The sequence below is a fragment of the Alistipes intestinihominis genome (genome assembly GCF_040095975.1).
Classification (GTDB): domain Bacteria; phylum Bacteroidota; class Bacteroidia; order Bacteroidales; family Rikenellaceae; genus Alistipes; species Alistipes senegalensis.
In genome coordinates this window covers 16,483-39,092 of record NZ_JBBMFL010000018.1, presented here as the reverse complement: position 1 = coordinate 39,092, position 22,610 = coordinate 16,483, and the positions used below count along the sequence as shown (strand labels likewise).

Genomic DNA, 22,610 nt, shown 5'->3' with positions numbered 1-22,610 from the left:
ATGAACCGACTGTATGCAATCGTGCTGCTGCTGGCCGCCATGCCGGCGACGGCTCAGGAAAAAGGCTACGAACCGCTGCCCGAACGGGTGAACATCCAGGCCGATTCGGCGCGGATGAGTCAGGTGATCGACGGCGAGTGGGTCGCCGTGGGCATCCGCAAACCCGAAGCCCTCGGCCGCGACCATACCCGCATGTACGCGGGCAAACCCTCTTACCGCTTCACGCTCGGACGCGACGACAACACGCTCGAAGGCTATGCCCCGGGCGAGACTAAAGGGCGATCGGAACTCTCCTGGTGCTACGCCACGGCGGCCGACTTCGCGGCGCTCCCGGACAAGGCCTACACCGATGCCCAGCGGATGAAGACCGTCTACCACCACGGCAAGGGCATCTGTCCGCAGGGCACGTCGTGGAGCTACACCTTTTCGGTCCGGATTCCCTCGGAGCTGAGTCCCGAGGTATCGACGATCTTCGCCCAATGGCACGGCATGCCCGACCGGACGCTGGTGACGGCCCCCGACGGGCGCGTCATGAAGCTCCCGGCCGAAGAGTTCCTCGCCATGCAGGACACCGTCGTCATCAAGAAGGACACGGCCTACGAACGAGTGGAAACCACCGACAGGAAGGGCAACAAGGTCTGGAAAGCGGGCAAGCCGACGGGCTGGAAAGTCGAACAGGGCGGCTATCCCCCGCTGGCGTTCGGATTCTCGGGAGGGTATTTCTACATCAAGGCCAACTCCGACCGCCGCTGGTTCACCGACAAGACCGACCGCTGCAACGCCAATGCGGCCAAAGCCCGGGTGATGGAGCCCGTCACCTCGGAGTTCAAAGCCTCGACGATAGCCGCGCGGATGCCTTTCGAAGAGTTCCCGAAGGAGCGCTGGGTGACCTTCACCGTGGAGATCGACTGGACGCAGTACGGCGGCGAGGCCGAGACGATCGTGCGTCCGGGACGCCTCGACGTACGGATGACCTGCGACGGCCGGACCGATCATCTGGTCAACGACGAACAGATACTCATAGGCCGCAACGACGAGGACGGCTACTACTTCAAGTTCGGCATCTACCGCGTGGGCGACAGCACGGAGCCCGTGAGCTACAACCTCGCCGGATACTCCCAGCGGCAACGCTGATCCGGAGCGGAAACGACGGCAGAGGCGGGATTTCGGTCCCGCCTCTTGTCATTACGAGATGCCGATACGCTGGATCTGCTCCTCGATGTCCGACGTTTTGTCGAGCCGGGCGTTGCGCAGCCGCGCCCGGTAGGTATAGATCGTCGAAAGCGTGCTGTTGAGGAACATGGCGATCTGCGCCGAGTCCGAAACGCCCAGCCGGATCAGCGCCAGGTAGCGCAGTTCGGTCGAGAGCTGGCGGCGCCGCTTGGGCATGAAACGCTCCGGATCGTGGAGCAGCCCGCACACCTGTTCGATAAAATCGGGGAACAGCCCGAGGAAGGTTTCGTCGAAAAGCCGCAGGAAATTGCGGTGCTCGGTCTGGATCAGCTCCTGCGAGCGCAGCGTGATGAGCGTCTGCTCGGCGCTCTCGGTCTTGAGCAGTTTGATGATCCCCATGCGGTAGGTGTCGAGGCGCTGGATGTAGGAGCTGCAAAGCTGCATATACTGGCTCACGTACTCCGATTTGATCCTGTTGGCGTCGTTGAGCTGGTCGTTGGTCCGCACCAGCGCGCTGTTGGTGGCGTTGAGCCGATGGTTGATGTCGGTCAACTGGCGGTTGATTTCGAGATAGCTGTCTTTGAGGCGTTCGATCTCCCGCTTGCGCCGCAGGGTGTGGATCGCCTGCCAGAGAATGACGATCAGCAGCACCGAGAGCGATATGGCCGTGAAGAACGTCAGCAGCAGTCTGCTGCGCATCGACTTGTCGAACGACCGGGTGATCATGTCGAGCGATTCGGCGTATTGTCCCATCCGCAGACGGTAGTTGCTGACCGTCAGGTCGTTCAGCGTGCGTTTGATGTAGGCGTTCGCCAGCCGGATCTCTCCCGTCTCGTAGAGTATCTGCGCCAGCCGGTAGAGCGACATGTGGGCGCGCGTCGAGGCCGAAAGCTCGTAGATCGAAGCCCGGGCCGCCCACAGCATGCCCCGCCGGTTGTCGCCCATATCGGTGTAGTTGCGCGCGATCTGGTAGGTGATGTTGCCCTTCTGGAAAATATCGAGGCTGTCGATGTCGTCCCGGATCAGCCCTTCGAGCTTTTCCAGCGCCTCGCGGTTGCGTCCTTCGAGACGCAGCAGTTCGGCTTCGAAATTCTTTTTCTGATAGGCGATGCGCGGTCCCGAAGCGCGGTTGAGATAGGCCCGGAGGTAGTATTTGAGCGAATCGTCGTAGCGGCTCTGCACCTCGGGAAAGACGCTGAAGCGTTTCGATTCGCGGAACACCGTGGCCCGCGTGCGGTAGTAGAGCGTCAGGTCCACCTTCCGGCTGTCCGTCGTATCGACGCTCCGCAGAATGCGGTTGGCCTCCGCGAGTTCGACATTGCCGATCAGCACGATGGCCGTGCGGACCTTGGCATCGTTGATCAGCCGTTCGTCGCCCAATTCCTCGGCCAGCGCACGGGCCATCCTGCAATAATAGGCCGACGAATCGAGCTGGAAATGGCTGTAATGCCCCGCCAGCGTGGTATAGGCCCAGGCCCGGGTCCGCTTGCTGCGGGTGGTGTCCGCAATGTCGCGGTATTTGCGGATGATGCGGTGGCGGCGTTCCACATAGACCGCTTCGTTGCGGATGACATCGTTCAGTTCGCGGATCGTCCTGTCGAGTTCGTGATCGAGTTCGTCCCGGCAGCCCGTCGTGAGAAATACGGCGGCAAACAGCAGACAGCAAAGGCTTCGGTTCATGGCAAAAGGCGTGTTTCGGTCAGACAAGATAATAAAATTCGGAATCAAAATCACCTTCCGAGGCGCTTTTCGGGCGTTACAATGCCGTTACACAGTTTGATAAAACGAACCCGAATTATCAGCAACAGACTGACATTCAGACCCTTTATTTTTCAAAGGGTTTGATTTTCGCAGCCCTCCTGCGGAGGATATTCATTTATGGGTACATTTGCCGTACCGACTAACCGTTGCCACACGGCAACACGAAAATCCAAACCCGAATGAACCGAATTCTGAATTGCTTTTCATCGGCGGCGCTCGCCTTGACGCTCCTCGCGGGCTGTTCGTCCGACTCGTCTTCCGAAGGCCCCGTACCCCCTCCCGCCGGGGAGGGAAATATCTGCGGATATGTCCGCTGCGACGGCCGGGGCATCGCCGGCGTCGCGGTTTCCGACGGCGCGAACGTCGTGAAAACCGACGCCGAAGGCTACTACTCCTTTACGAGCGACCTCTCGTCGGCCGATTTCGTGCGCATCTCCGTACCCTCGGGCTACGAAACGGCCCGCGACGGCATCCTTCCGACATTCTATGCGGCCATAGATCCCGCCGAACCGGGCACGCAGCGCTTCGATTTCGACCTGACCGCCGCGGACAACACCCGCCACCTGCTGCTGGTCATGGCCGACGTACACATCTCGGGACGCAAACCGGGCTATCCGAACGACAGCGGAACGGTCGTCGCCGAACTCGACTCCAAGCAATGCCGCGAACGGTTCGTCCCCGCGCTCGCCGCCCACGCCGCCTCGGCCCCCGCGGGCTACCGCGTCTACGGGCTGAATCTGGGCGACATGACCCACTCGGAATACTGGTATTCGAAGAACTACTCCTTCCCGCAGTACATCGAGGCGATGAAAGATGTCGATTTCCCGGTCTTCCACGCCATCGGCAACCACGACTACTGCCACAAGGTCGCCGACGACACGGCCGACGCCCAGTACAAGGCGGCGCTCGGCCCCACCTACTATTCGTTCAACCTGGGCCGCATCCACTACATCGTGCTCGACGACATGGTCTACAAAGGCTCGAACGCCTACGACACGCGGATCGACGACCGCCAGATGGAGTGGCTGCGCAAGGACCTCGCGGCGACGGACCCCGCCGTGCGCGACGTGGTCGTGGCGATGCACGTGCCGACCGTCAACGGATTGCAGACGGACGGCTCCTATAAAAAGGCGCTCGGGAATTTCGACGAATTCTACGCGCTTTTCGCCGACTACAACCTGACGGTGATGAGCGGGCACTGGCACCACGCCCACTCGGTGCGCATCAGCGACAAAGCCTCCGAATACATCCTCCCGGCGGCATGCGGCACATGGTGGTACAAACTCCTCTGCAACGACGGGACCCCGGCGGCCTTCGCGGCCTGCACCGTCAACGGAACCTCGATGAGCCGCCGCATCGTACCCATCGGCGACGAGTACGCTGCGGAGCGTTACCGCGTCTACAACAAGGGCGTGACGACCAACACCGGAACCGTCGCCCCCGGAACGGCCTCGGACCCCGCCGGAGGTTCGCCCGCGGTGCTGGTCAATCTCTGGGAGATGCGTCCCGACTGGACCTTCGACTGCTACGAAAACGGCGTGCAGACCTCGGGCCGGCTGACCCGCGTGGCACGCTACGACCCCATCCACCGCGATTTCTGCAACCAGGGGCTGATCGGATGGCAGCGCTATTCGTGGTGCGCAACGGTCCGCACGGCCGACCACTGGCTGCAATACGTCCCCGCGAACCCCGCGGCGGCCATCCGGATCACGGTGACCGACCAAAAAGGAGCGCTCCTGCACGTGATCGACACGAAGATCGAATAAATCCGAACCCATATACCGATTTCAACATGATGAAAAACAGAAAAATCCTGCTCTTCCTGGCTGCCGCCGCACTCCTTGCGGCGCCGGTCCGGAGCGCCGGACTGCCGCCCCTTCCCGACAAACCGGGAGCCACGGTCAAAGGCTACGTCGAATGCGAGGGACGCGGCGTCGAAGGGGTCGTCGTCTCCGACGGCTTCAACGTCGTGAAGACCGATGCCGAGGGCCGCTACTGGCTCAAAACCAAGCTGTCGCGCTCGGAGTTCGTGATGATCTCCACGCCGAGGGGCTACGACCCGGAGGTCTATTCCGGATTCCTGCCCAAATTCTTCCACGCCCTCGACAAGACGGCGGACAAGAAGAGCGTCCAGCAGTTCGATTTCCACCTCACGCGCGCCGCCAACGACGACTACACGCTGCTCGTGGTGGCCGACGAACACGTCTCGGGCCGCGTGATCGACATCCCGCCCGGCAGCGGCAACGTCATCGCCCCGGTAGACTCGATCCAGTTCCGCGACGACTTCATGCCCCGGCTGGTCGAATATGCCGACAGCCTGATGCGGCGCACGCCGGTCTACGGGCTGAACCTGGGCGACATGACCCACTCGGAATACTGGTTCCGCAACAACACGGGCATGGCCGAATACCTGCGTCTGGCCAAAGACACCCCGTTTCTGATGTACCACGTCATCGGCAACCACGACCACTGCCACAAATACGAAAACGACTACGAGGCCGAAGCCGAATACCGCAAGTATTTCGGGCCGACCTACTACTCGTTCAACATCGGCAAGGTCCACTACGTCGTGCTCGACGACATGCTCTACCACGGGCGCAACAAATACGACAGGATCATCGCCCCGGAGCAGCTCGCATGGCTCTACAAGGACCTTCGGGCACTCGATCCGGAGATCCGGCAGCTCGTCGTGGCCTGCCACGTGCCCCTCGTAGCCAACAACGGCGCCTGGGACGACATCTGGTACAACCTCAAAAACAAGGACGAACTGTTCGTGCTGTTGCAGGATTACGACGTGACCATCATGACGGGCGACTGGCACACCGAGGGCACGACGCGCGTCAGCGACCGGATCGTGGAGTACGTCCATCCGGCCGTCACGGGCAACTGGTGGTACCGGCAGGGCATCTGCTGCAACGGCTACCCCGCCGCCTTCACCGAGTATGTCTTCCGGGGCGACCGCCTCGAAAGCCGCTCGCTCATCGACTGGGCCAACGGCAACAGCAAACAGCAGTACCGCGTCTACAACAAGGGCGTCACCTCGAACACGGGCATCGCAAGCTCCTCGGCCCTCGACCCCGCGGGCGGCGCGCCGTCGGTGCTGGTCTTCTTCTGGGGCGTGGCCCCCAACTGGACCTTCGTCTGCCGCGAGAACGGCGAGCTGACCTACGGACGCGGACAGCTGGTCCAGCGCTACGATCCGCTGGCCCGTTCGCTGGTCGAGGAGGGCATCATCCCCTACGAACGCTACACGTGGCTCAAACAGAAACCCGTGCGTCTTTATCTCTACACCCCGAAGGACCCCGGCGCCGAGATCGAGATCGTCGGCACGGACCATATCCGCAACCGCGACTTCCGCGTAGTCACGCGGATCGAACGCTGAACGAAGCACCCCTAAAACACTATCTGACAATATGAGAAAACTCTGCAAAATGATCGGTACGCTGGCCGTACTGGTATCGGTTGCCCTCTCCACCCTCGCGGCCCAGCCGGCCTCCGAGGTCCGGGGAACCGTCACCGACGGCGACAGCGGCAGGCCGCTCGCCGGCGTGAGCGTAAAGCTCTCCGGCTCGGCCGTGTCAACCACGACCGACGCGAAGGGCGCCTATGCCATCCGGGTTCCCTCCGCCGCGGCCGTGCTCGAATTCTCCCGCGAAGGCTACCAGACCCGGAAAGTCCCCGCCGAAGGACGGGCGCAGGTCGATGTCGCGCTGAAACCCGCAGCCCGGACCTCGGGCGTGGTGAAGGGCGTCGTCACCGACAGCGACAACGGAAACCCGCTCGCCGGTGTCACCGTCGTGCTCTCGGGATCGTCCCGGGGAACCACGACCGACGCCAAAGGCGCCTGGAGCCTCGCCGTGCCCTCCGCCGAATCGGTCCTCGACTTCTCCTACCTGGGCTATGTGCCCCAGAAAATCCGGGTCGGCAACCGCTCGCAGATCGACATCGCGCTGACGGCCGACAACAAGAACATCGACGAGGTGGTCGTGATCGGTTACAGCGAGGTGAAGAAGACCGACCTCACGGGTTCGGTGACCAACGTCAAGATGGGCGACATCAAGGACGTTCCGGTGGTATCGGTCGATCAGGCGTTGCAGGGCCGCGTGGCCGGCGCCGACATCATGTCCACGTCGGGCGACCCGACCGCCTCGACCTCGATCCGCATCCGCGGAACCCGCTCGATCACCGCCTCGAACGAACCGCTGATCGTCGTTGACGGCATCATCGACGCCGTGCAGGATCTGAGCGACATCAATTCGGCCGACATCGAGTCGATCTCGGTGCTCAAGGACGCTTCATCGACGGCCATCTACGGCGCACGCGGCTCGAACGGCGTCATCATCGTCACCACGAAGAAAGGCAATCCCACGGTGAGCAAACCGTGGATCACGCTCAAAGCCGACATGGGCTTCTCGCAGCTGCCCCGCAACCTCGACGTGATGAACGCCACGGAGTTCGCCCTCTACCGCAACGACGTGACCTATTTCAACTGGCAGATGGGCAACCGCCCGGTTCAGGACTACACCTACAACGACCCCTATTCGCTGGGCAAGGGCACCAACTGGATCGACGAGATCACCCGCACGGCACCCTATCAGAACTACAACCTCTCGGTGTCGGGCCGCTCGAAGACCAGCAGCTATTTCGTGTCGCTGGGTTACAGCGACATCCAGGGCATCGTAGACGACAGCGGATTCCAGCGCACGACGGCCCGCGTCAACGTGTCGCACGACTTCACCAAATGGTTCACAGCGGGCGTCAATTCGTCGCTCTCCTACCGCGACGAGGCCAACAACAAGGCCAATATCGGCGGTTCGTCGGTGTGGAACGCCGCGACCTATCTGGCCCCCGTGCTGCGTCCCGAGGACACCTACAACCCCTTCTACGGCTCGGGACAGACGATCAACAACCCGCGCTACACGATCGACCTGAACGAAAACACGCTGGAACGCTTCGCCTCGACCAACACGCTGTACGTGGACATCAAACCCGTCGAGGGGCTGAAAATCAGCAGCAAATTCACCTACTACCTCTACCAGCGCCACGACTACCGCTTCTATCCGAGCACGCTTCCCGTCAAGAACGAGGGCGAGGGCGGCGAGGGCTACCGCGCCGAGTACGACACGCGCACGCTCTCGACCGAAAACACCGTGACCTACGCCCGCACCTCCAAGACGGGCCACTATTTCGACGTGATGGGCGGTTTCACGGGTTCGAAATCGCGCCTCAACGGCTTCGACCTCAACGCCAAGGGGCTGATCGTCGATGACAACAAGTGGAACAACATGAACGGCATCTACGACAAGGAGAACTACACGAGCACCTCCTACACCAACTACATCACGAAGATGTCGGTGCTGGCCCGCGTGAACTACAACTACAAGAAACGCTACTACCTGACGCTGACCGGACGTTACGACGGTTCGTCGAACTTCGCAGCCAACCACAAGTGGGGCTTCTTCCCCTCGGCGGCCGTCAAGTGGAACATCTCGAACGAATATTTCATGCGCCGCGTGCGCTGGATCGAGGAGCTGTCGCTGCGCCTGAGCGCCGGCCGCACGGGCAACGACGCCATCAAACCCTACCGTTCGATCGAAGCCTACACCTCGACCTCGGGCGGCTATCTGCTGGGCGGCTCGCAATCGACGGCGTTCTATCCGGTGCGCGTGGCGAGCGACAACCTCACGTGGGAGACCACCGACCTCTACAACGCCGCCATCGACGCCTCGCTGTTCAAGAAACGCCTGAACATCACTTTCGAAGCCTACATTTCGAAGACCCGCGACCTGCTGCTGTCGGTCCAGAAAGCCTCGCAGTCGGGATTCACGAGCCACTTCGAGAACATCGGCCGCACGTCGAACAAGGGCGTGGAGCTGACCGTCGAGACGCGCAACATCGTCAAGCCCAAATTCTCGTGGTCCACGTCGCTCACGCTCTCGCACAACAAGCAGATGGTCGAGGACATCGGCTCGGAGGACTTCGTCAGCGCCATGAACAGCCCCGGCAACAGCCAGTACATGATGTACGGCTATGTCAAGGGCCGTCCGCTCAACGCCCTCTGGGGCTTCAAGTACGGCGGCGTGTGGCACAACCAGGAGGAGATCGAGCGCAACAAGGTGACCAACACCTACGTTTCGGCCACGACCTCGCTCAGCCCCGGCCTGCCGCGTTACATCGACACCAACAACGACGGTTCGCTGGACCAGAAAGACCTGGTCTATCTGGGCAACGCCGACCCCACGATCTACGGCGGCCTGCAAAACACGTTCAACATCGGTCAGCTGAAAGTCGGCGTCTACTTCGCCTATTCGCTCGGCGGCAAGATCTACAACTATTCGGAGCTTTACATGGCCGGAACCTACTCCTCGAACCAGTACCGCTACATGGCCAATTCGTGGCACCCGGTGCGCAACCCCGATTCCGACCTGCCGCGCGCCGGCGCCGTGCAGGTGCACGTGCCGAGCGACCTGCAAGTGCACGACGCATCGTACCTGCGTCTGAAAAACGTCTCGGTGGGCTACACGTTCGACCTGCGCAAGCGGGTGAAATGGCTGCGGGACATCACGCTGAGCGTCAGCGGCGAGAACCTCTACCTGTGGTCGAAATACAACGGCTTCGACCCTGACGTTTCGACATCGAGCGAAAGCTCGACGCTGCGGCGCGTTGACATGGGAGCCTATCCGCGGGCGCGCACGGTGATATTCAGCGTCCAAATCCGCTACTAATCAAAAACGACTACGATTATGAAACCGATGAAAATAGTTTTGCTGACGGTCGCGGCGGTGCTCGCAGGAGCCTGCTCGCTTCAGGAATCGCCCGAATTTTTCGTCAACCGGAGCAATTTCTACCGCAACAAGTCGGAGTGCATCGCCGGACTGAACAGCTGCTACATTCCGCTCAAGACGATCTATAATTTCAATTTCGGCGTGATGACCGAAGGCGTCACCGACCTGCTGTACCACAATTCGCCGACGGTCTACGATTCGCGCCTCGAAATCTCGCCCGCGCTGCCCGGCTACGGAGCCACGGTGTGGACCCAATGCTACAAGGCCGTGATGTACTGCAATGCCGCCATCGAAGGCATCCGCCACGCCACGGTGAGCGAGGACGACCGCAGCAAACTGCTGGCCGAGGGCGTGATCCTGCGGGCGATGTACTACTACCTGCTCACGTCGGTCTTCGGCGACGTGCCCTTCTACACGATCGACGTAAACACCGAGGAACTGCTCAACCAGACGGCCCGCCTGCCGCGCATGTCGGCCGTCGAAACGCGCAACTACCTGATCGAAGAGCTGATGGAGGTCGTTCCCGACCTCGACCAGGTGCGTTCGTCGGAGATCGCCGACAACCGCATGGGTGCGGCCGTCGGGTGGATGCTCGCCGCCAAGATGGCGATGTGGAACAAACAGTGGGACACGGCGCTCGAAGCGCTGGGCGAACTGGAAAAGATCTACGGCACGCTCGACCAATACCCGCTCTCGGACATTCCGTTCCGCATGAAGAACACCCCCGAGTCGATCCTCGAAATCCAGCACTCCTACACCTCCGGCGGGCTGATCTACACCTCGAACTACGCCTGTATCTGCATGCCCAACCAGACCACCGCCGAGTCGGGGTCGGACATTTTCGACGGCGTGAAGATCGAAGAGCTGGGCGACGACGCCAACGTGTGGCCCGGCATGCGGCCCAATCTGGTGTTCAGCGCCGGCTTGCAGACCCGCACGGGCGGCGACCGCCGCGTGGAGATGAACCTCGCGTGGGAGTACGGCGGGCAGGAGTTCAAAAGCGTCGGCACACGTCCCTGGCTGGGCCCGAAGTTCTGGTGCCCGGGCATGCGCGACAGTTACGACTCGAACAACTACAAGGTGTTCCGCTATGCCGACGCCGTGCTGATGATGGCCGAGTGCTGGTGCATGAAGGAGAACCTGGAACAGACCAAGCACTATCTCAATCAGGTGAAGAACCGTGCGGGGATCGCCGAATTCTCGGCCTTCAAGAGCTGGGAGCGCACGCTCGAAGAGATTCAGAACGAGCGCGCCCGCGAACTGATCGGCGAGTTCCAGCGCAAGTTCGACCTCGTGCGGTGGGGCATCTGGTACACCAAGACCCTCGAATCGGCCGACTACGAAACCGTGCGCAACGCCATCCTGCCCTGCCACGAATACTACCCGATTCCCGACACGCAGGTGGTCTACTCGGGCTATGCGCTCGACAACAAGGAGTATGAAAAATACGGACTTTAACCTAAAAAACGGAACATTATGAGATTCAGCTATAAAGGCATTGCATGGCTGGCGGCGCTCTGCGGGGCGCTGGGCGGCTGCAACGAGCCGTTCGAACCGACGATCCGGCTGGCCGTGGATCAGAATCTGGTCGCGCTGCCGGCGACGGAGGGCATGACCCGCGTGATGGTCTACTCGACCGGAAACTGGGCGCTCTCCGTGGATTCGGAGTCCGGGGACGCATGGGCGCGGATCGACCGGAAGTCGGGCCGCGAAAACGGCGACTTCCTCTTCGAATACGACGCCAACGGCGGTCTGTCGCGCAAGGCGACGATCCGCATCCAGTCCGGAGACCGCGCCTGCGAGGTGGTGATGTCGCAGGCCGCGGGCATCGCCGACCCGACACTGACCGTCACGCCCGGAAGCGTCGCGCTGCTGGGCGAGGGATGCCCCGTGACGATGACCCTTTCCAGCAACCTCGGACCCGATCTGGCACGTGTGCAGCACGAAATCGCCTACGGCGAGGAGAGCGGCGAAGGGTGGATCGGCGACGTGACGCTCGACGACGAATCGCTGCGCTTCAGGGTGGCGGACAACACGACCGGAGCCATGCGCTTCGCCACGATAACCCTCTGGGTCGCCGACGGCAACGGCACGCGCTACGAGACCCGCGCCACCGTCACGCAAAGCACCGAAGCGCTGCGCCTGACGATGACGCCCGCCGAGGAGACCCACGCGGCGGCGGCCTACGGCGAGACGTTCGAACAGGCGTTCGAGTGCAACATCCCGGAAATCTACGGCGACATAACGCTCGTATGCGACTACCTGACCGGAGCCGAAGGCTGGCTGACGAATTACCGCATCGACCGCGAAGCGGGGCTGCTGAGCGTGAAGGTCCCGGCCAATCCCACCGCACCGCGTTCGGCGCGCATCGCCCTGCGCTACGACGACGGCGAGGGGGGGGGTATCACCACCGGCTACGTGACCCTGACCCAGGAGAAGTGCGACATCGGCGGCGTGGAAGGCGACCGGATGGAGAGCGAAAAGGACGACAACGAATGGTAACCGACTAAACAGACGCGAAAATGAAAAAGATACAGAACCTATTGATCGCCGGCTGCCTGCTGTTAGCGGGGTGTTCCGAAACCCCCGAAGAGGCCGGCGGGCAGACTGGAGCCGCTCCGGTGAAATACGTTTCGCTGCGCCTCGACGCCGGAGCCGACACGCGCGCCGAACTGGACGACGCCCTGCGGGTGAAGTTCCAGCCGGGCGACATGATCGACATCAACGGCACGGCCTACGAAGTCTTCCTGCTCGAAGACGGAACGGCCGCCGTGCCCGAAGTCCCCGAAGCCGACCGCTACGAAGCGGTGTTCCCCTCGGCCTGCAATTTCCTCCAGCAGACGAAAGAGGCCGCCAATTTCAAACTGCCGCTGGCGCAGTTCCATGCCGGTTCCGGCACGTTCGGCCGCAATGCGATGCCGATGTACGGCGAAGCGACGGGCATCGACGAAGAGAAGGGCTACGTGAACATCCGGCTGCGCAACATGTGCGGCGTGCTGAAACTGACGCTGAAAGGCTCGGCGACGATCAATTCGATCCTCGTCGAGGACCGTTCGGGCGCCCCGGTCTCGGGCTACGCCACGCTCGGGACCGACGATGCAGGAAATAAAATCCTCGTACCGGGCGAGACGAGTTCGGCCCGCTCCTACCACCTGGTGATGAACTGCGGCGGTGCGGGCGAAGGCGTGACGCTGAGCGAGAACGGAACCGATTTCCACATCGTGATGCCCGCCCGCGAGTACGCCTCGGGGCTGAAAATCCGCATCACCGACCGTTCGCACCGGGCGATGACCGTCGATTCGCCAACGCCGCGCACGATCAAACGGAACGTCGTGACCGAGACCCCGGCAATCGAGTACGCCCCCGATGCCGACCTGATCTTCGCCGAGCATTTCGACGCCTGCGTGTGGGGCGGCGACTACGTGGGCAACACGAAAGGCTATTCCCCCACGCAGACCGAAGACCAGCGGAACAGCGGCAGTCTGGCCGGAACGACCGCGGACGGATCGGCGACGGGCGTCGAGGAGGCTCCCTATTACGTGATGGAAAACGCGGCCGGCACGGCGGATTACACCAATTCGTGGAACGTAGCGCCGCCTTCGGCCGCCAACAACGTCACGGCGGACTACATGCGCAACCGCAACCTCTACGACTGGACCTATCTCTATCGCTGCGCCGAGTTCCAGGGCTGCATGCGTGTCGGATCGCCCACGCTGGGCCGCGGCAAAATCCACACGCCGAAGCTGACGAACATCCCCGCCGACGCTTCGGGCAACGTGCAGATCACCTTCCGGATCTGCTACGTCAAGGGAGCGAACATGACCGACTCGTTCCAGAGCTGGATCGACAAGGGAACTTATCAGGAGGTCTACATCGACGGCGAAAAGATGGCATTCACGCCCGCCACGTCGGCCTACATTCCCAACGCCACGATCGGCACCGACGGCTGGACCGAAGTGCGGCTGATCGCCAGCGGCGTGTCGAAAAACACGTCGTTCAACTTCTTCGAAAAGAACGGAACGGCGGCTCCCACGAGCTACTATTTCATCGACGACATCGAAGTGCGCCTGCTGGATTGACAAACCCCTTCAAAACAAAGACACCATGAAAACGATAAACAGTTGGAAACTACTGCTGCTGACGGCCCTCACGGTCTGTGCGGCAGCCTGCACCGACGATCCGGACGAAGTTCCCGTCATCGAACTCGGGGCCGTCAAGGGCGAATACATCGTGCCGGCACAGAGCGGCACGGTCGAGGTCGAGGTTTACAGCAACCGCGGCTGCAACGTCTCGTTCCTCGAAGCGACTCCCTGGGCCGAGGCCCACGCCGACCGGATTCCGGGCGACGGCGCGTTCAGCGTCACCTACGAAGCCAACGACTCCTTCGCCCGCGTGGCGCGCCTGCTGTTGCAGGACGACAGCGGACGCCGCCGCGACACGGTCTACATCCGTCAGGAGGGGCTGATCGAAGAGCGGCTGGTGTTCCCCGCGCCGAATGTCTCGGTGAAGGGCAGCGCCGCCGAAAGCTCCGTCTCGGTCCCGCTCGACACCAACATCGGCTCGGAGCGCCTCACGACCAAGATAACCTATCCCGACGAGGAGAACGCCGGCTGGCTCTCCGACGTACGCATCGACGACGCGTCGGGCGCGCTGCTCTTCGCCACGCAGGCCAACCCCGATCAGGAGAACATGCGGTCGGCGGAGATAACCCTCTCGTTCACCAACGGCTGGGACAAAGTTACGGCGGCCAAGCTCTATGTCGTGCAGGCCAACGCCCGCGACGACTTCGGAACCGAAAAGACGTTCGCCGAGATCCGCGCCCTGTGCGGCCCCGGGCAGGTCGTGACCGTCGAAAACGACTATTACATTTCGGCCTGGGTGGTCAGCGACGCTGCGGGCGGCAACATGGGAGCCAACCCCATGACCACCGAATCGACGATCAACTACGAGGTGTGCAAGAAGACCGCCTATGTCGAGAGCATCGACGGCAGCCTGGGCTTCCTGATCGAGACCGAAACGGCCGACGACAACATCTTCATGCGTTACAGCCGCATCCAGCTCTCGCTCAAAGGCGTGCGGCTCGTGCACGACACCGATCCCGACCGTTTCGCCCTCAAGGGCGTGAAGTCGGCCATGATCATCAGCTCGGAGCTGGGCACGGCGGCGGACATTCCGCGCAAGGAGAAGCGCATCAGCCAGCTGACCGACGACGACATCTACACCTACGTCACGCTCACCGACTGCGAACTGCCGATCCGCAAGGGTCCGCTCACGCCGATCAACGAGGGCTACGCCAATGCCACGGGCGCCAACCGCACGGAGAAGTGCGCGTCGCTCGTGCGCGACATCGAGGGCGAACACATCTACCTCTACACCAACACGACGTGTCTCTACCGCCGCGACGGCAGCCGCCTGCCCTACGGCTCGGGCAAACTTTCGGGCATCGTCGTCCACGAACTGTTCCCGCGCTTCGAGTGGGAGGACAATGCGAGCGGCGACGACGAATCGTACGGATACATCGGCCGCTATCAGCTGCGCCACGTCTCGAAATCGGATTTCGACGGACTGGCCGAAGATTTCGAGGAGAGTTTCTCGGCCCTGCTGACCGAATACCGCTTCCTGCAATACGACAACAACAAGGTCTACCCCACCTACGGCACGAACGGCTACCTCACGCACAGCTACAAGGACGGCACCGGGGCGATCAAGATTCTCGCCAACGAGGATTTCAGCTACCTCGGCCCCGTGGGCAACAAGTCCTCGTTCATCTTCGGGTCGAACATCGGCAACGTCAACGGCATGGGCATCATCCTCGAAGACGGGACCGACTGGTGGCGCGACAACCCCGACGTGAACAGCAGCACCTCGGGCGACACGTCCGGCGCCGGCAAGGGCAAGGTTCCGCGCAAGAACAGCGCCGAAGGCCCGGCATGGGTCGATTGGTACTGGTGGGACAAGACCAACGACCGCGGGCATGCGTGGATCGTGAACTTCTCGACCGAAGGGATCGAAACCGACGTGCTGTCGATGCAGGTGAGCGTCCTGAACGACCGCTACGACAGCGGCAAATACGGTTCGCCGCGCTATTTCGACGTGGCATGGTCCGAGACGGGCGACATGAACGCCGACGGCGACTGGATCTACATCGCCTCCTACACCGTGCCCGACATGGCGCGCTGGACCCCCGCGACACGCTACTGGCAGTATGCGGGCTGGAAACCCATAGACGTGAAGCTGCCGCTCGAAATGCTCGGCAAAAAGAACGTCTACATCCGGCTGCAAGCGGCCCGGAACCTCGGCGGAAGCCTCGACGAGTACGCCGCACAGCCGATCGACTCGCCGTCGTGCATGAACTATTTCGCCATCCGTTACAACAAAAAATAACGCACGGCCGGCCGGGGCGGGAATGACCCGTCCCGGCCGCCGATGCCTGAACCCCGAATCCATGAGAAAGCTCCTGATCCTTGCCGCCGCGCTCCTCTCCGCCGCATGCGCCGAGGCCCCGCAACCCGAAATCAACGTCATTCCCCGGCCCTTGTCGGTGGAACAGGGCGACGGCGCGTTCCGCCTCGGCCGCAGCTGCCCGATCGGTTACGACGACCCCGCGCTGCAATCCGTCGCCGCGCTGTGCGCCGGCTACCTGACCGAAGAGGGCGAGCGGAAACCCGTCGTAGCGGACAAACCCGTGCACAAGGGCATCGACCTGCAACTGGACGACACGCTCGCCGGCGAAGAATACACGCTGAGCGCGACGAAGAAAGGCGTGTCGATCTGCGGCGGATCGCCCCGGGCGGTGCTTTACGGCGTGCAGACCCTGCGCCAGCTCATCGACGGCGACCGGGTGCCCGTCGTGGAGATCCGCGACGAGCCCTATTTCGGCTACCGCGGGGCGATGTTCGACGTGGCGCGCTATTTCTATCCCGTGGAGGAGGTCAAACGGTTCATCGACATCATGGCGCTGCACAAGCTCAACACCTTCCACTGGCACCTGACCGACGACCAGGGGTGGCGCATCGAGATCAAACGCTATCCCGAACTGACGCGCATCGGGTCGCAGCGCCGGGAGACGCTGATCGGCCACTACAAGACCTCGGACGAATACGACGGGAAGCCCCACGGAGGCTACTACACGCAGGACGAAATCCGCGAGGTGGTGGCCTATGCCGCCGAACGCTGCATCGACATCATTCCCGAGATCGAGCTCCCCGGGCACTCGATGGCGGCCCTCGCGTCGTATCCGTGGCTGGGATGCACGAAAGGTCCCTACGAGGTGCGCACGACGTGGTATTACAGCAGCGACGTGCTCTGCGCAGGCCGCGAAACGACCTTCGAGTTTCTCGAAAACGTGCTTACGGAGGTGCTCGGACTCTTCCCCTCGAAGTACATCCACGTCGGCGGCGACGAATGCCCCAAGGTGCGGTGGAAGGCGTGCCCCGACTGTCAGCGCCGCATGCACCGGGAGGGGCTGGCAGACGAAGACGCCCTTCAAAGCTATTTCGTGTGCCGCATCGAGGAGTGGCTCCACGCCCACGGCCGCGAAATGATCGGCTGGGACGAACTGCTCGAAGGCGGCGTCACCCCCTCGACGATCGTCATGTCGTGGCGCGGCACCGAGGGCGGCATCGAGGCCGCGAAGCTCGGCAACCGGGTGATCATGGCCCCGCGGTTCTATTTCTACCTCGACTATTACCAGACCTCCGACCCGGAGAAGAACGGCGAACCGCTCTCGATCGGCCGCAACGTCCCGATCCGCAAACTCTACGGATACGATCCCTTCGACCGGCTCGACGAGGCGCAGAGCCGCAACATCCTCGGCGTCCAGGCCAATCTGTGGACCGAATACATCTCCACGATGGACCATGCCGAATACATGCTGCTGCCGCGTCTGGCGGCCATGTCCGAAGTGGCGTGGGCGACGGAAAGACGCGACTACGACGATTTCGTGCGCCGGCTCGGGAGCCTGCGCGGCCTGTACGACCGCGAGGGGTACCGCTATGCCGATTTCGTCTTCCGGGGTATCGAATAACGCACCTTAAAAAAACGCCGAAAGTGAAAAGACTGCTATTTCTCGCCCTCTGCGCCGCCACGGCGGTTTCAGCGAAAGCCCCCGCGGAGCGTTGGCTCGATCCGGAGTGCTTCGCCGTGAACCGCGCGCCCATGCGCACGAGCTTCATCGTCTTCCCGACGGCCTCCGAGGCCGTTCCCGAGAACGACCACACCCTCTCGCCTTTCTACCGGACGCTCAACGGCGAATGGGCCTTCCTGCGCGCGGAGCGTCCGGGTGCGGAGCCCGAGGGATTCTTCCGCCCCGGCTACGACGACTCGTCGTGGGGCGTGATGCCCGTGCCGGGAATCTGGGAGCTGAACGGCTGCGGCGATCCGGTCTACACGAACAAACCCTACCCGTGGCACAAATTCTTCGAGGTGAAGCCTCCGCTGGTTCCCCATGAACAGAACTACACGGGGCTCTACCGCCGCAGCGTCCGGATTCCCGCCGACTGGCAGGGCCGCGACGTGTTCATCCACATCGGCTCGGCGATCTCGAACGTGACGCTCTGGGTCAACGGCCGCGAGGCGGGTTACAGCGAGGACAGCAAGCTCGAAGCCGAATTCGACATCACCCGCCATATCACGCCCGGGCGCGACAACCTGATCGTGCTGCGCGTCAACCGCTGGTGCGACGGTTCGTATCTCGAAGACCAGGATTTCTGGCGACTTTCGGGCATCGGCCGCGACTGCTACCTCTACGCCCGCGACCGGCGGCGTCTGGCCGACGTGCGGCTGACGCCCGATCTGGTGAACGACTACCGCGACGGCACGCTGCGCGCCGAAGTGACCGCGACGCCGGGTGTCGGCAGCGTCCGGCTGACGCTCCGCGACGACGGAGGCCGCACGCTCGACACCCGCACGCTCCGCCCCCGCCGCAACAGCGTCTCGACGACCTTCGAGGTCGCGGCCCCGAAACAATGGAGCGCCGAGGCCCCGAACCTCTACACGCTCACGGCCGAAGCCCTCGCCGCCGACGGCAGTGTGACCGAAGCCGCGGCGTTCCGCGTGGGGTTCCGCAAGGTCGAGATCCGCGGCGGGCAGCTGCTGGTCAACGGCAAGCCGATTCTCATCAAGGGGGTCAACCGGCACGAGATGGAGCCCAACACGGGCTACTGCGTTACGCGCGAAGAGATGGTGCGCGACATCCGCGAGATGAAGCGGCTGAACATGAACGCCGTGCGCACGTGCCACTATCCCGACGTGCCGCTGTGGTACGACCTCTGCGACGAATACGGGCTCTACGTCGTGGACGAAGCCAATGTCGAGTCGCACGGCTGGCACTACCGCGACAAGTCGAAGAACCTCGCGGGCGACCCCGCCTTCGCCGCCGCGCACCTCGACCGCAACCGCCGCATGGTGCTGCGCGACTACAACCACCCCTCGATCATCGTCTGGAGCACGGGCAACGAAGCCGGAAACGGCCCCAACTTCGAACGCTGCTACGACTGGATCAAGTCCTTCGACCCGTCGCGGCCCGTGCAGTACGAACAGGCGTCCTACCACGGGGACTACAACACCGACATCGTCTGCCCGATGTACTGGAGCTACGAGCAATGCGGGAAATACCTCGCCGCCGATCCCGAGAAACCGCTTATCCAATGCGAATACGCCCACGCTATGGGCAACTCGCTGGGCGGGTTCGAGGAGTACTGGGAGATGATCCGCCGCGAACCGAAATATCAGGGCGGATTCATCTGGGACTTCGCCGATCAGGCCCTCGCCTGGCGCAGTCCCGAAGGGAAGCTGATCTACCGCTACGGCGGCGACTACAACGCCGCGGACGCTTCGGACAGCACCTTCTGCTGCAACGGCGTGCTGGCCGCCGACCGCACGTGGCATCCCCACGCCTACGAGGTGAAGCACCAGCACCGGCCGATCCACACCTCGGCCCTCGATTTGGAAAAGGGCGTCGTAAACGTTTTTAACGAAAATTTCTTCACGGACCTCTCGCCCTACCGGCTCCTCTGGGAGATCACCGCGGACGGGCGTCCGGTCCTGAGCGGCGCGGTCGAGCGTCTCGACGTGGCCCCGCAGGCCACCGCCGCCGTGACGCTGGGCTACAAGCCCGAACAGCTCCGGGACCTCGGTGGCGAATTGCTGCTCACGGTGCGTTACCAGTTGCGCGAGCGGCTGGGACTGCTCGACGCGCTCCACGAGGTCGCCGCCGACCAGCTCGTACTGCGCGGCGACGACCCGGCGGCCCGCTTCGCGGCCGAGGCTCCGGCCGGAGCGCTCCGCGTGGAGGGCAAAAGCGTCTCGGGCGAGGGATTCTCGGTCGGATTCGATCCGGCGAGCGGTTTCATCCGCTCCTACCGCCTGCGCAACGTCGAACTGTTGGCAGGGCCCCTGCGGCCCAATTTCTACCGCGCGGCCACGGACAACGACCTCGGCGTGCGCCAAATGGGAAAATATCCCGACAGCCGGATGTGGGCGACAGCCGAATCGCAGCTCGTCGGTTTCGTCCTCACGGCCGGAGACAGCGAAGCCGAAGCCGTCGCTGACTACACGATTCCCGCCGTGGGCGCACGGCTCCGCCTCACCTACACGATCTTCGCCGACGGTTCGGTCCGCGTCAGCGAGGCGATGACAGCCGACCCGGAACGCAAGGACGTGGCCGAACTGATGCGTTTCGGCATGGCTTTCGAAACCCCGGGGATGTTCGACGCCGTGGAGTACTACGGCCGGGGGCCGATGGAGAACTACGCCGACCGCGCCGGCGCCGCTTTCGTGGGGCGTTACACGCAACGCGTCGCCGACCAGTTCCATATGAAATACGCCAGTCCCCAGGAGTCGGGAACGCGCGGAGGACTGCGCTGGTGGCGGCTGACCGACCCCACGGGGCTCGGAATCGAAATCTGCTCCGACCGTCATTTCTCGGCATCGGCCATCCCCTACTCCATTCCCCAGCTCGACAACGGATCGTCCGAATATGTCCGCCATCCCGGCGACCTCGTTTCAGACGGACGCACGCACGTCAACATCGAAAGCGTCCAGTCTGGACTGGGGTGCGTGAACAGCTGGGGACGCCTGCCGCTGCCGCAATACCGCCTGCCGTATCAGGACTACGTGTTCAACTTCGTGCTGCGTCCCGTGACGGGAGGACGATAAAAAACGCCGGACCTCAGGGCCCGACAAAACGACGGGAGTTACGTTTTCAGTACGTAACTCCCGTCGTTTTCAACGTCGTCCGGTCACTGTCCCCAACCGGAATTCTGCTTGCACTTGGGCATCATGTCGAGGTCGCGCTGCGGAATGGGCAGCAGCTCGTGACGGCCCTTGATAATGTATCTGGCAACCGCATAGTTGGCATTGGAATACCAGTTCACCAACTCCTGAGCGGTTTCCATGACACGGTCGTAATAGATGCCCCAGCGGATCAGATCCTGCTTGCGGTGGCCTTCGAAACAGAGCTCATAGGCGCGCTCCTTGCGGATCGCTTCGCGCAGGTCCTCACGCGAAAGACCGTAGGAAAGATCGTGCTTCGTGTCGCCGAAACCGCGGCGGCGCACGGCGTTCACGGCATCGACGGCATCGACGATCGAACCGCCCGACTCGTTGAGCGCCTCGGCGAAGAGCAGCAACACGTCGGAATAGCGCAGGATATACCAGTTGACGTTCGATTTGTCGTTGTTGACGATATAGTTCGATGTCTCGACATATTTCTCGGTGTCCCACTTGCCCGGCGTGAAGAGCTGGCGCTGCCGGTTCTTCTGGTCCTCGGAGGGATTCGCACTCGAAATGGTCGAGAAATAGGTGATCGGGCCGCTGCCCAGCGTATGATCGTACTTGTAATCGGCGATGGAAAGTTTCATGCGGGGATCGTTCTGCGCCTCCCAGTCACGGGTGAACGTATAGACGACCTTCCAGTTGGCGGCATTGCGTCCGCGCTCGCCGTCGATCGTGGTGGCCGATACGCCGTTCCATTTACCGATACGTCCGGCCGTGTTGTCGCTGTCGAGACCCGTCGGCGAGTAGAACGACACTTCGATCAGGCTTTCGCCCGCATCCCAGATACCGTTGCAGGTGTTCTTCCAGACGGTTTCGTAGTCGGAGATCAGGCGGTGCTTGCCCGATTCCACGACACGGCGGGCAACCTTCTCGGCCTCGGCCCACTTCGATTCGTCCTTCACGGGATAACCGGCCCACGTGCAGTAAACCTTGGCCAGCAGCCCCAGCGCGGCGCCCTTCGAGAAACGATAGGCGTTGCTCGTGCGCTTGGTGTCGTCAACGGCCCAGGGAAGCACCTCGGCGGCGTATTTCAGGTCCTCTTCGATATAGGCGTAGACATCCTCCGCGGCGGACTGCTCGTAATCTTCGTCCTTCTTGCGCGAATCGGCCGTCGAAGTCATCAGCACGACATTGCCGTACCAGCGCACCAGTTCGAAATAGAACAGCGCACGCAGCGCCCGGGCCTCGCCCAGATAGATGGCGGCCAGTTCGCGGTCCGAAGAGCCCCAGCCGTCCATGCGGTCCGAAACGGTCTCGATGAAGTCGTTGGCATCGTAAATCGCCGAATAGAGCTGCTGCCACGTGCGGGAGATCTGCGACGTCGAGGCATTGTGGGAGTTGGTCGGAATCTCGCGGAACGAAGTCGTCGAACTCCCCTCGCACTGGGCGATGTCGGTCGAGATCGTGAACAGCAGCGACAAGTGGTACGAATAGGTGTACTCGTTCGCCAGATTCTTGTAAACGCCCTGAAGAACCGTTTCCGCCTCTTTGGCGTTGTTCAGGTAGTTGCCCTTGCCGGTCTCCGAGTAGGATTCCTCGTCGAGCAGGTCGGAGCACGAGGCGAACAGCAGGCAGAACGGCAGGCAGTATAAAAATATCTTTTTCATGGTTTTA

At 62.5% G+C, this 22,610-nt stretch carries 12 protein-coding genes; 10 read left to right on the top strand and 2 right to left on the bottom strand.

Annotated elements, in window-relative coordinates; genetic code table 11:
* Nucleotides 1–1,134, top strand: coding sequence for a heparin lyase I family protein (locus WMO46_RS13280; RefSeq protein ID WP_349094515.1), 1,134 nt, complete (start codon nt 1–3; stop codon nt 1,132–1,134).
* Between the two features lie 51 nt (nt 1,135–1,185).
* On the opposite strand, the gene WMO46_RS13275 is transcribed toward WMO46_RS13280, so the two are convergent.
* Complete coding sequence (locus WMO46_RS13275) at nt 1,186–2,853, bottom strand: DUF6377 domain-containing protein (protein WP_349094514.1); 1,668 nt, start codon at nt 2,851–2,853, stop codon at nt 1,186–1,188.
* 260 nt (nt 2,854–3,113) lie between these two features.
* On the opposite strand from WMO46_RS13275, the gene WMO46_RS13270 reads away from it, so the two are divergent.
* From WMO46_RS13270 to WMO46_RS13230, 9 genes are all read left to right on the top strand, one after another.
* Complete coding sequence (locus WMO46_RS13270) at nt 3,114–4,700, top strand: metallophosphoesterase N-terminal domain-containing protein (RefSeq protein WP_349094513.1); 1,587 nt, start codon at nt 3,114–3,116, stop codon at nt 4,698–4,700.
* 29 nt (nt 4,701–4,729) lie between these two features.
* On the top strand, nt 4,730–6,316 hold the full coding sequence (locus WMO46_RS13265) for a metallophosphoesterase N-terminal domain-containing protein (protein WP_242493224.1): 1,587 nt from the start codon (nt 4,730–4,732) through the stop codon (nt 6,314–6,316).
* Nucleotides 6,317–6,347: 31 nt separating this feature from the next.
* A complete protein-coding gene (locus WMO46_RS13260; protein ID WP_349094512.1) occupies nt 6,348–9,659 on the top strand; it encodes a SusC/RagA family TonB-linked outer membrane protein in 3,312 nt (1,103 codons plus the stop codon).
* Between the two features lie 18 nt (nt 9,660–9,677).
* Nucleotides 9,678–11,177: a RagB/SusD family nutrient uptake outer membrane protein gene (locus WMO46_RS13255; RefSeq protein WP_129651893.1), complete on the top strand. Its 1,500-nt coding sequence runs from the start codon at nt 9,678–9,680 to the stop codon at nt 11,175–11,177.
* Nucleotides 11,178–11,195: 18 nt separating this feature from the next.
* Nucleotides 11,196–12,221: a BACON domain-containing protein gene (locus tag WMO46_RS13250; protein ID WP_349094511.1), complete on the top strand. Its 1,026-nt coding sequence runs from the start codon at nt 11,196–11,198 to the stop codon at nt 12,219–12,221.
* A gap of 20 nt (nt 12,222–12,241) precedes the next feature.
* Nucleotides 12,242–13,798, top strand: coding sequence for a hypothetical protein (locus WMO46_RS13245; protein WP_349094510.1), 1,557 nt, complete (start codon nt 12,242–12,244; stop codon nt 13,796–13,798).
* A 25-nt stretch (nt 13,799–13,823) separates the two neighbouring features.
* Nucleotides 13,824–16,103, top strand: coding sequence for a DUF5689 domain-containing protein (locus WMO46_RS13240; RefSeq protein WP_349094509.1), 2,280 nt, complete (start codon nt 13,824–13,826; stop codon nt 16,101–16,103).
* Nucleotides 16,104–16,164: 61 nt separating this feature from the next.
* The gene (locus WMO46_RS13235) at nt 16,165–17,745 is read left to right on the top strand and encodes a beta-N-acetylhexosaminidase (protein ID WP_349094508.1); all 1,581 of its coding nucleotides are present in this window, start codon (nt 16,165–16,167) and stop codon (nt 17,743–17,745) included.
* A gap of 23 nt (nt 17,746–17,768) precedes the next feature.
* On the top strand, nt 17,769–20,876 hold the full coding sequence (locus tag WMO46_RS13230) for a glycoside hydrolase family 2 TIM barrel-domain containing protein (RefSeq protein WP_349094507.1): 3,108 nt from the start codon (nt 17,769–17,771) through the stop codon (nt 20,874–20,876).
* An 83-nt stretch (nt 20,877–20,959) separates the two neighbouring features.
* Here WMO46_RS13230 and WMO46_RS13225 read toward each other — a convergent pair whose 3' ends face one another.
* Nucleotides 20,960–22,603 (bottom strand): RagB/SusD family nutrient uptake outer membrane protein, encoded by a 1,644-nt coding sequence (locus WMO46_RS13225; RefSeq protein ID WP_349094506.1) that lies wholly within the window; start codon nt 22,601–22,603, stop codon nt 20,960–20,962.
* Nucleotides 22,604–22,610: the final 7 nt, after the last annotated feature.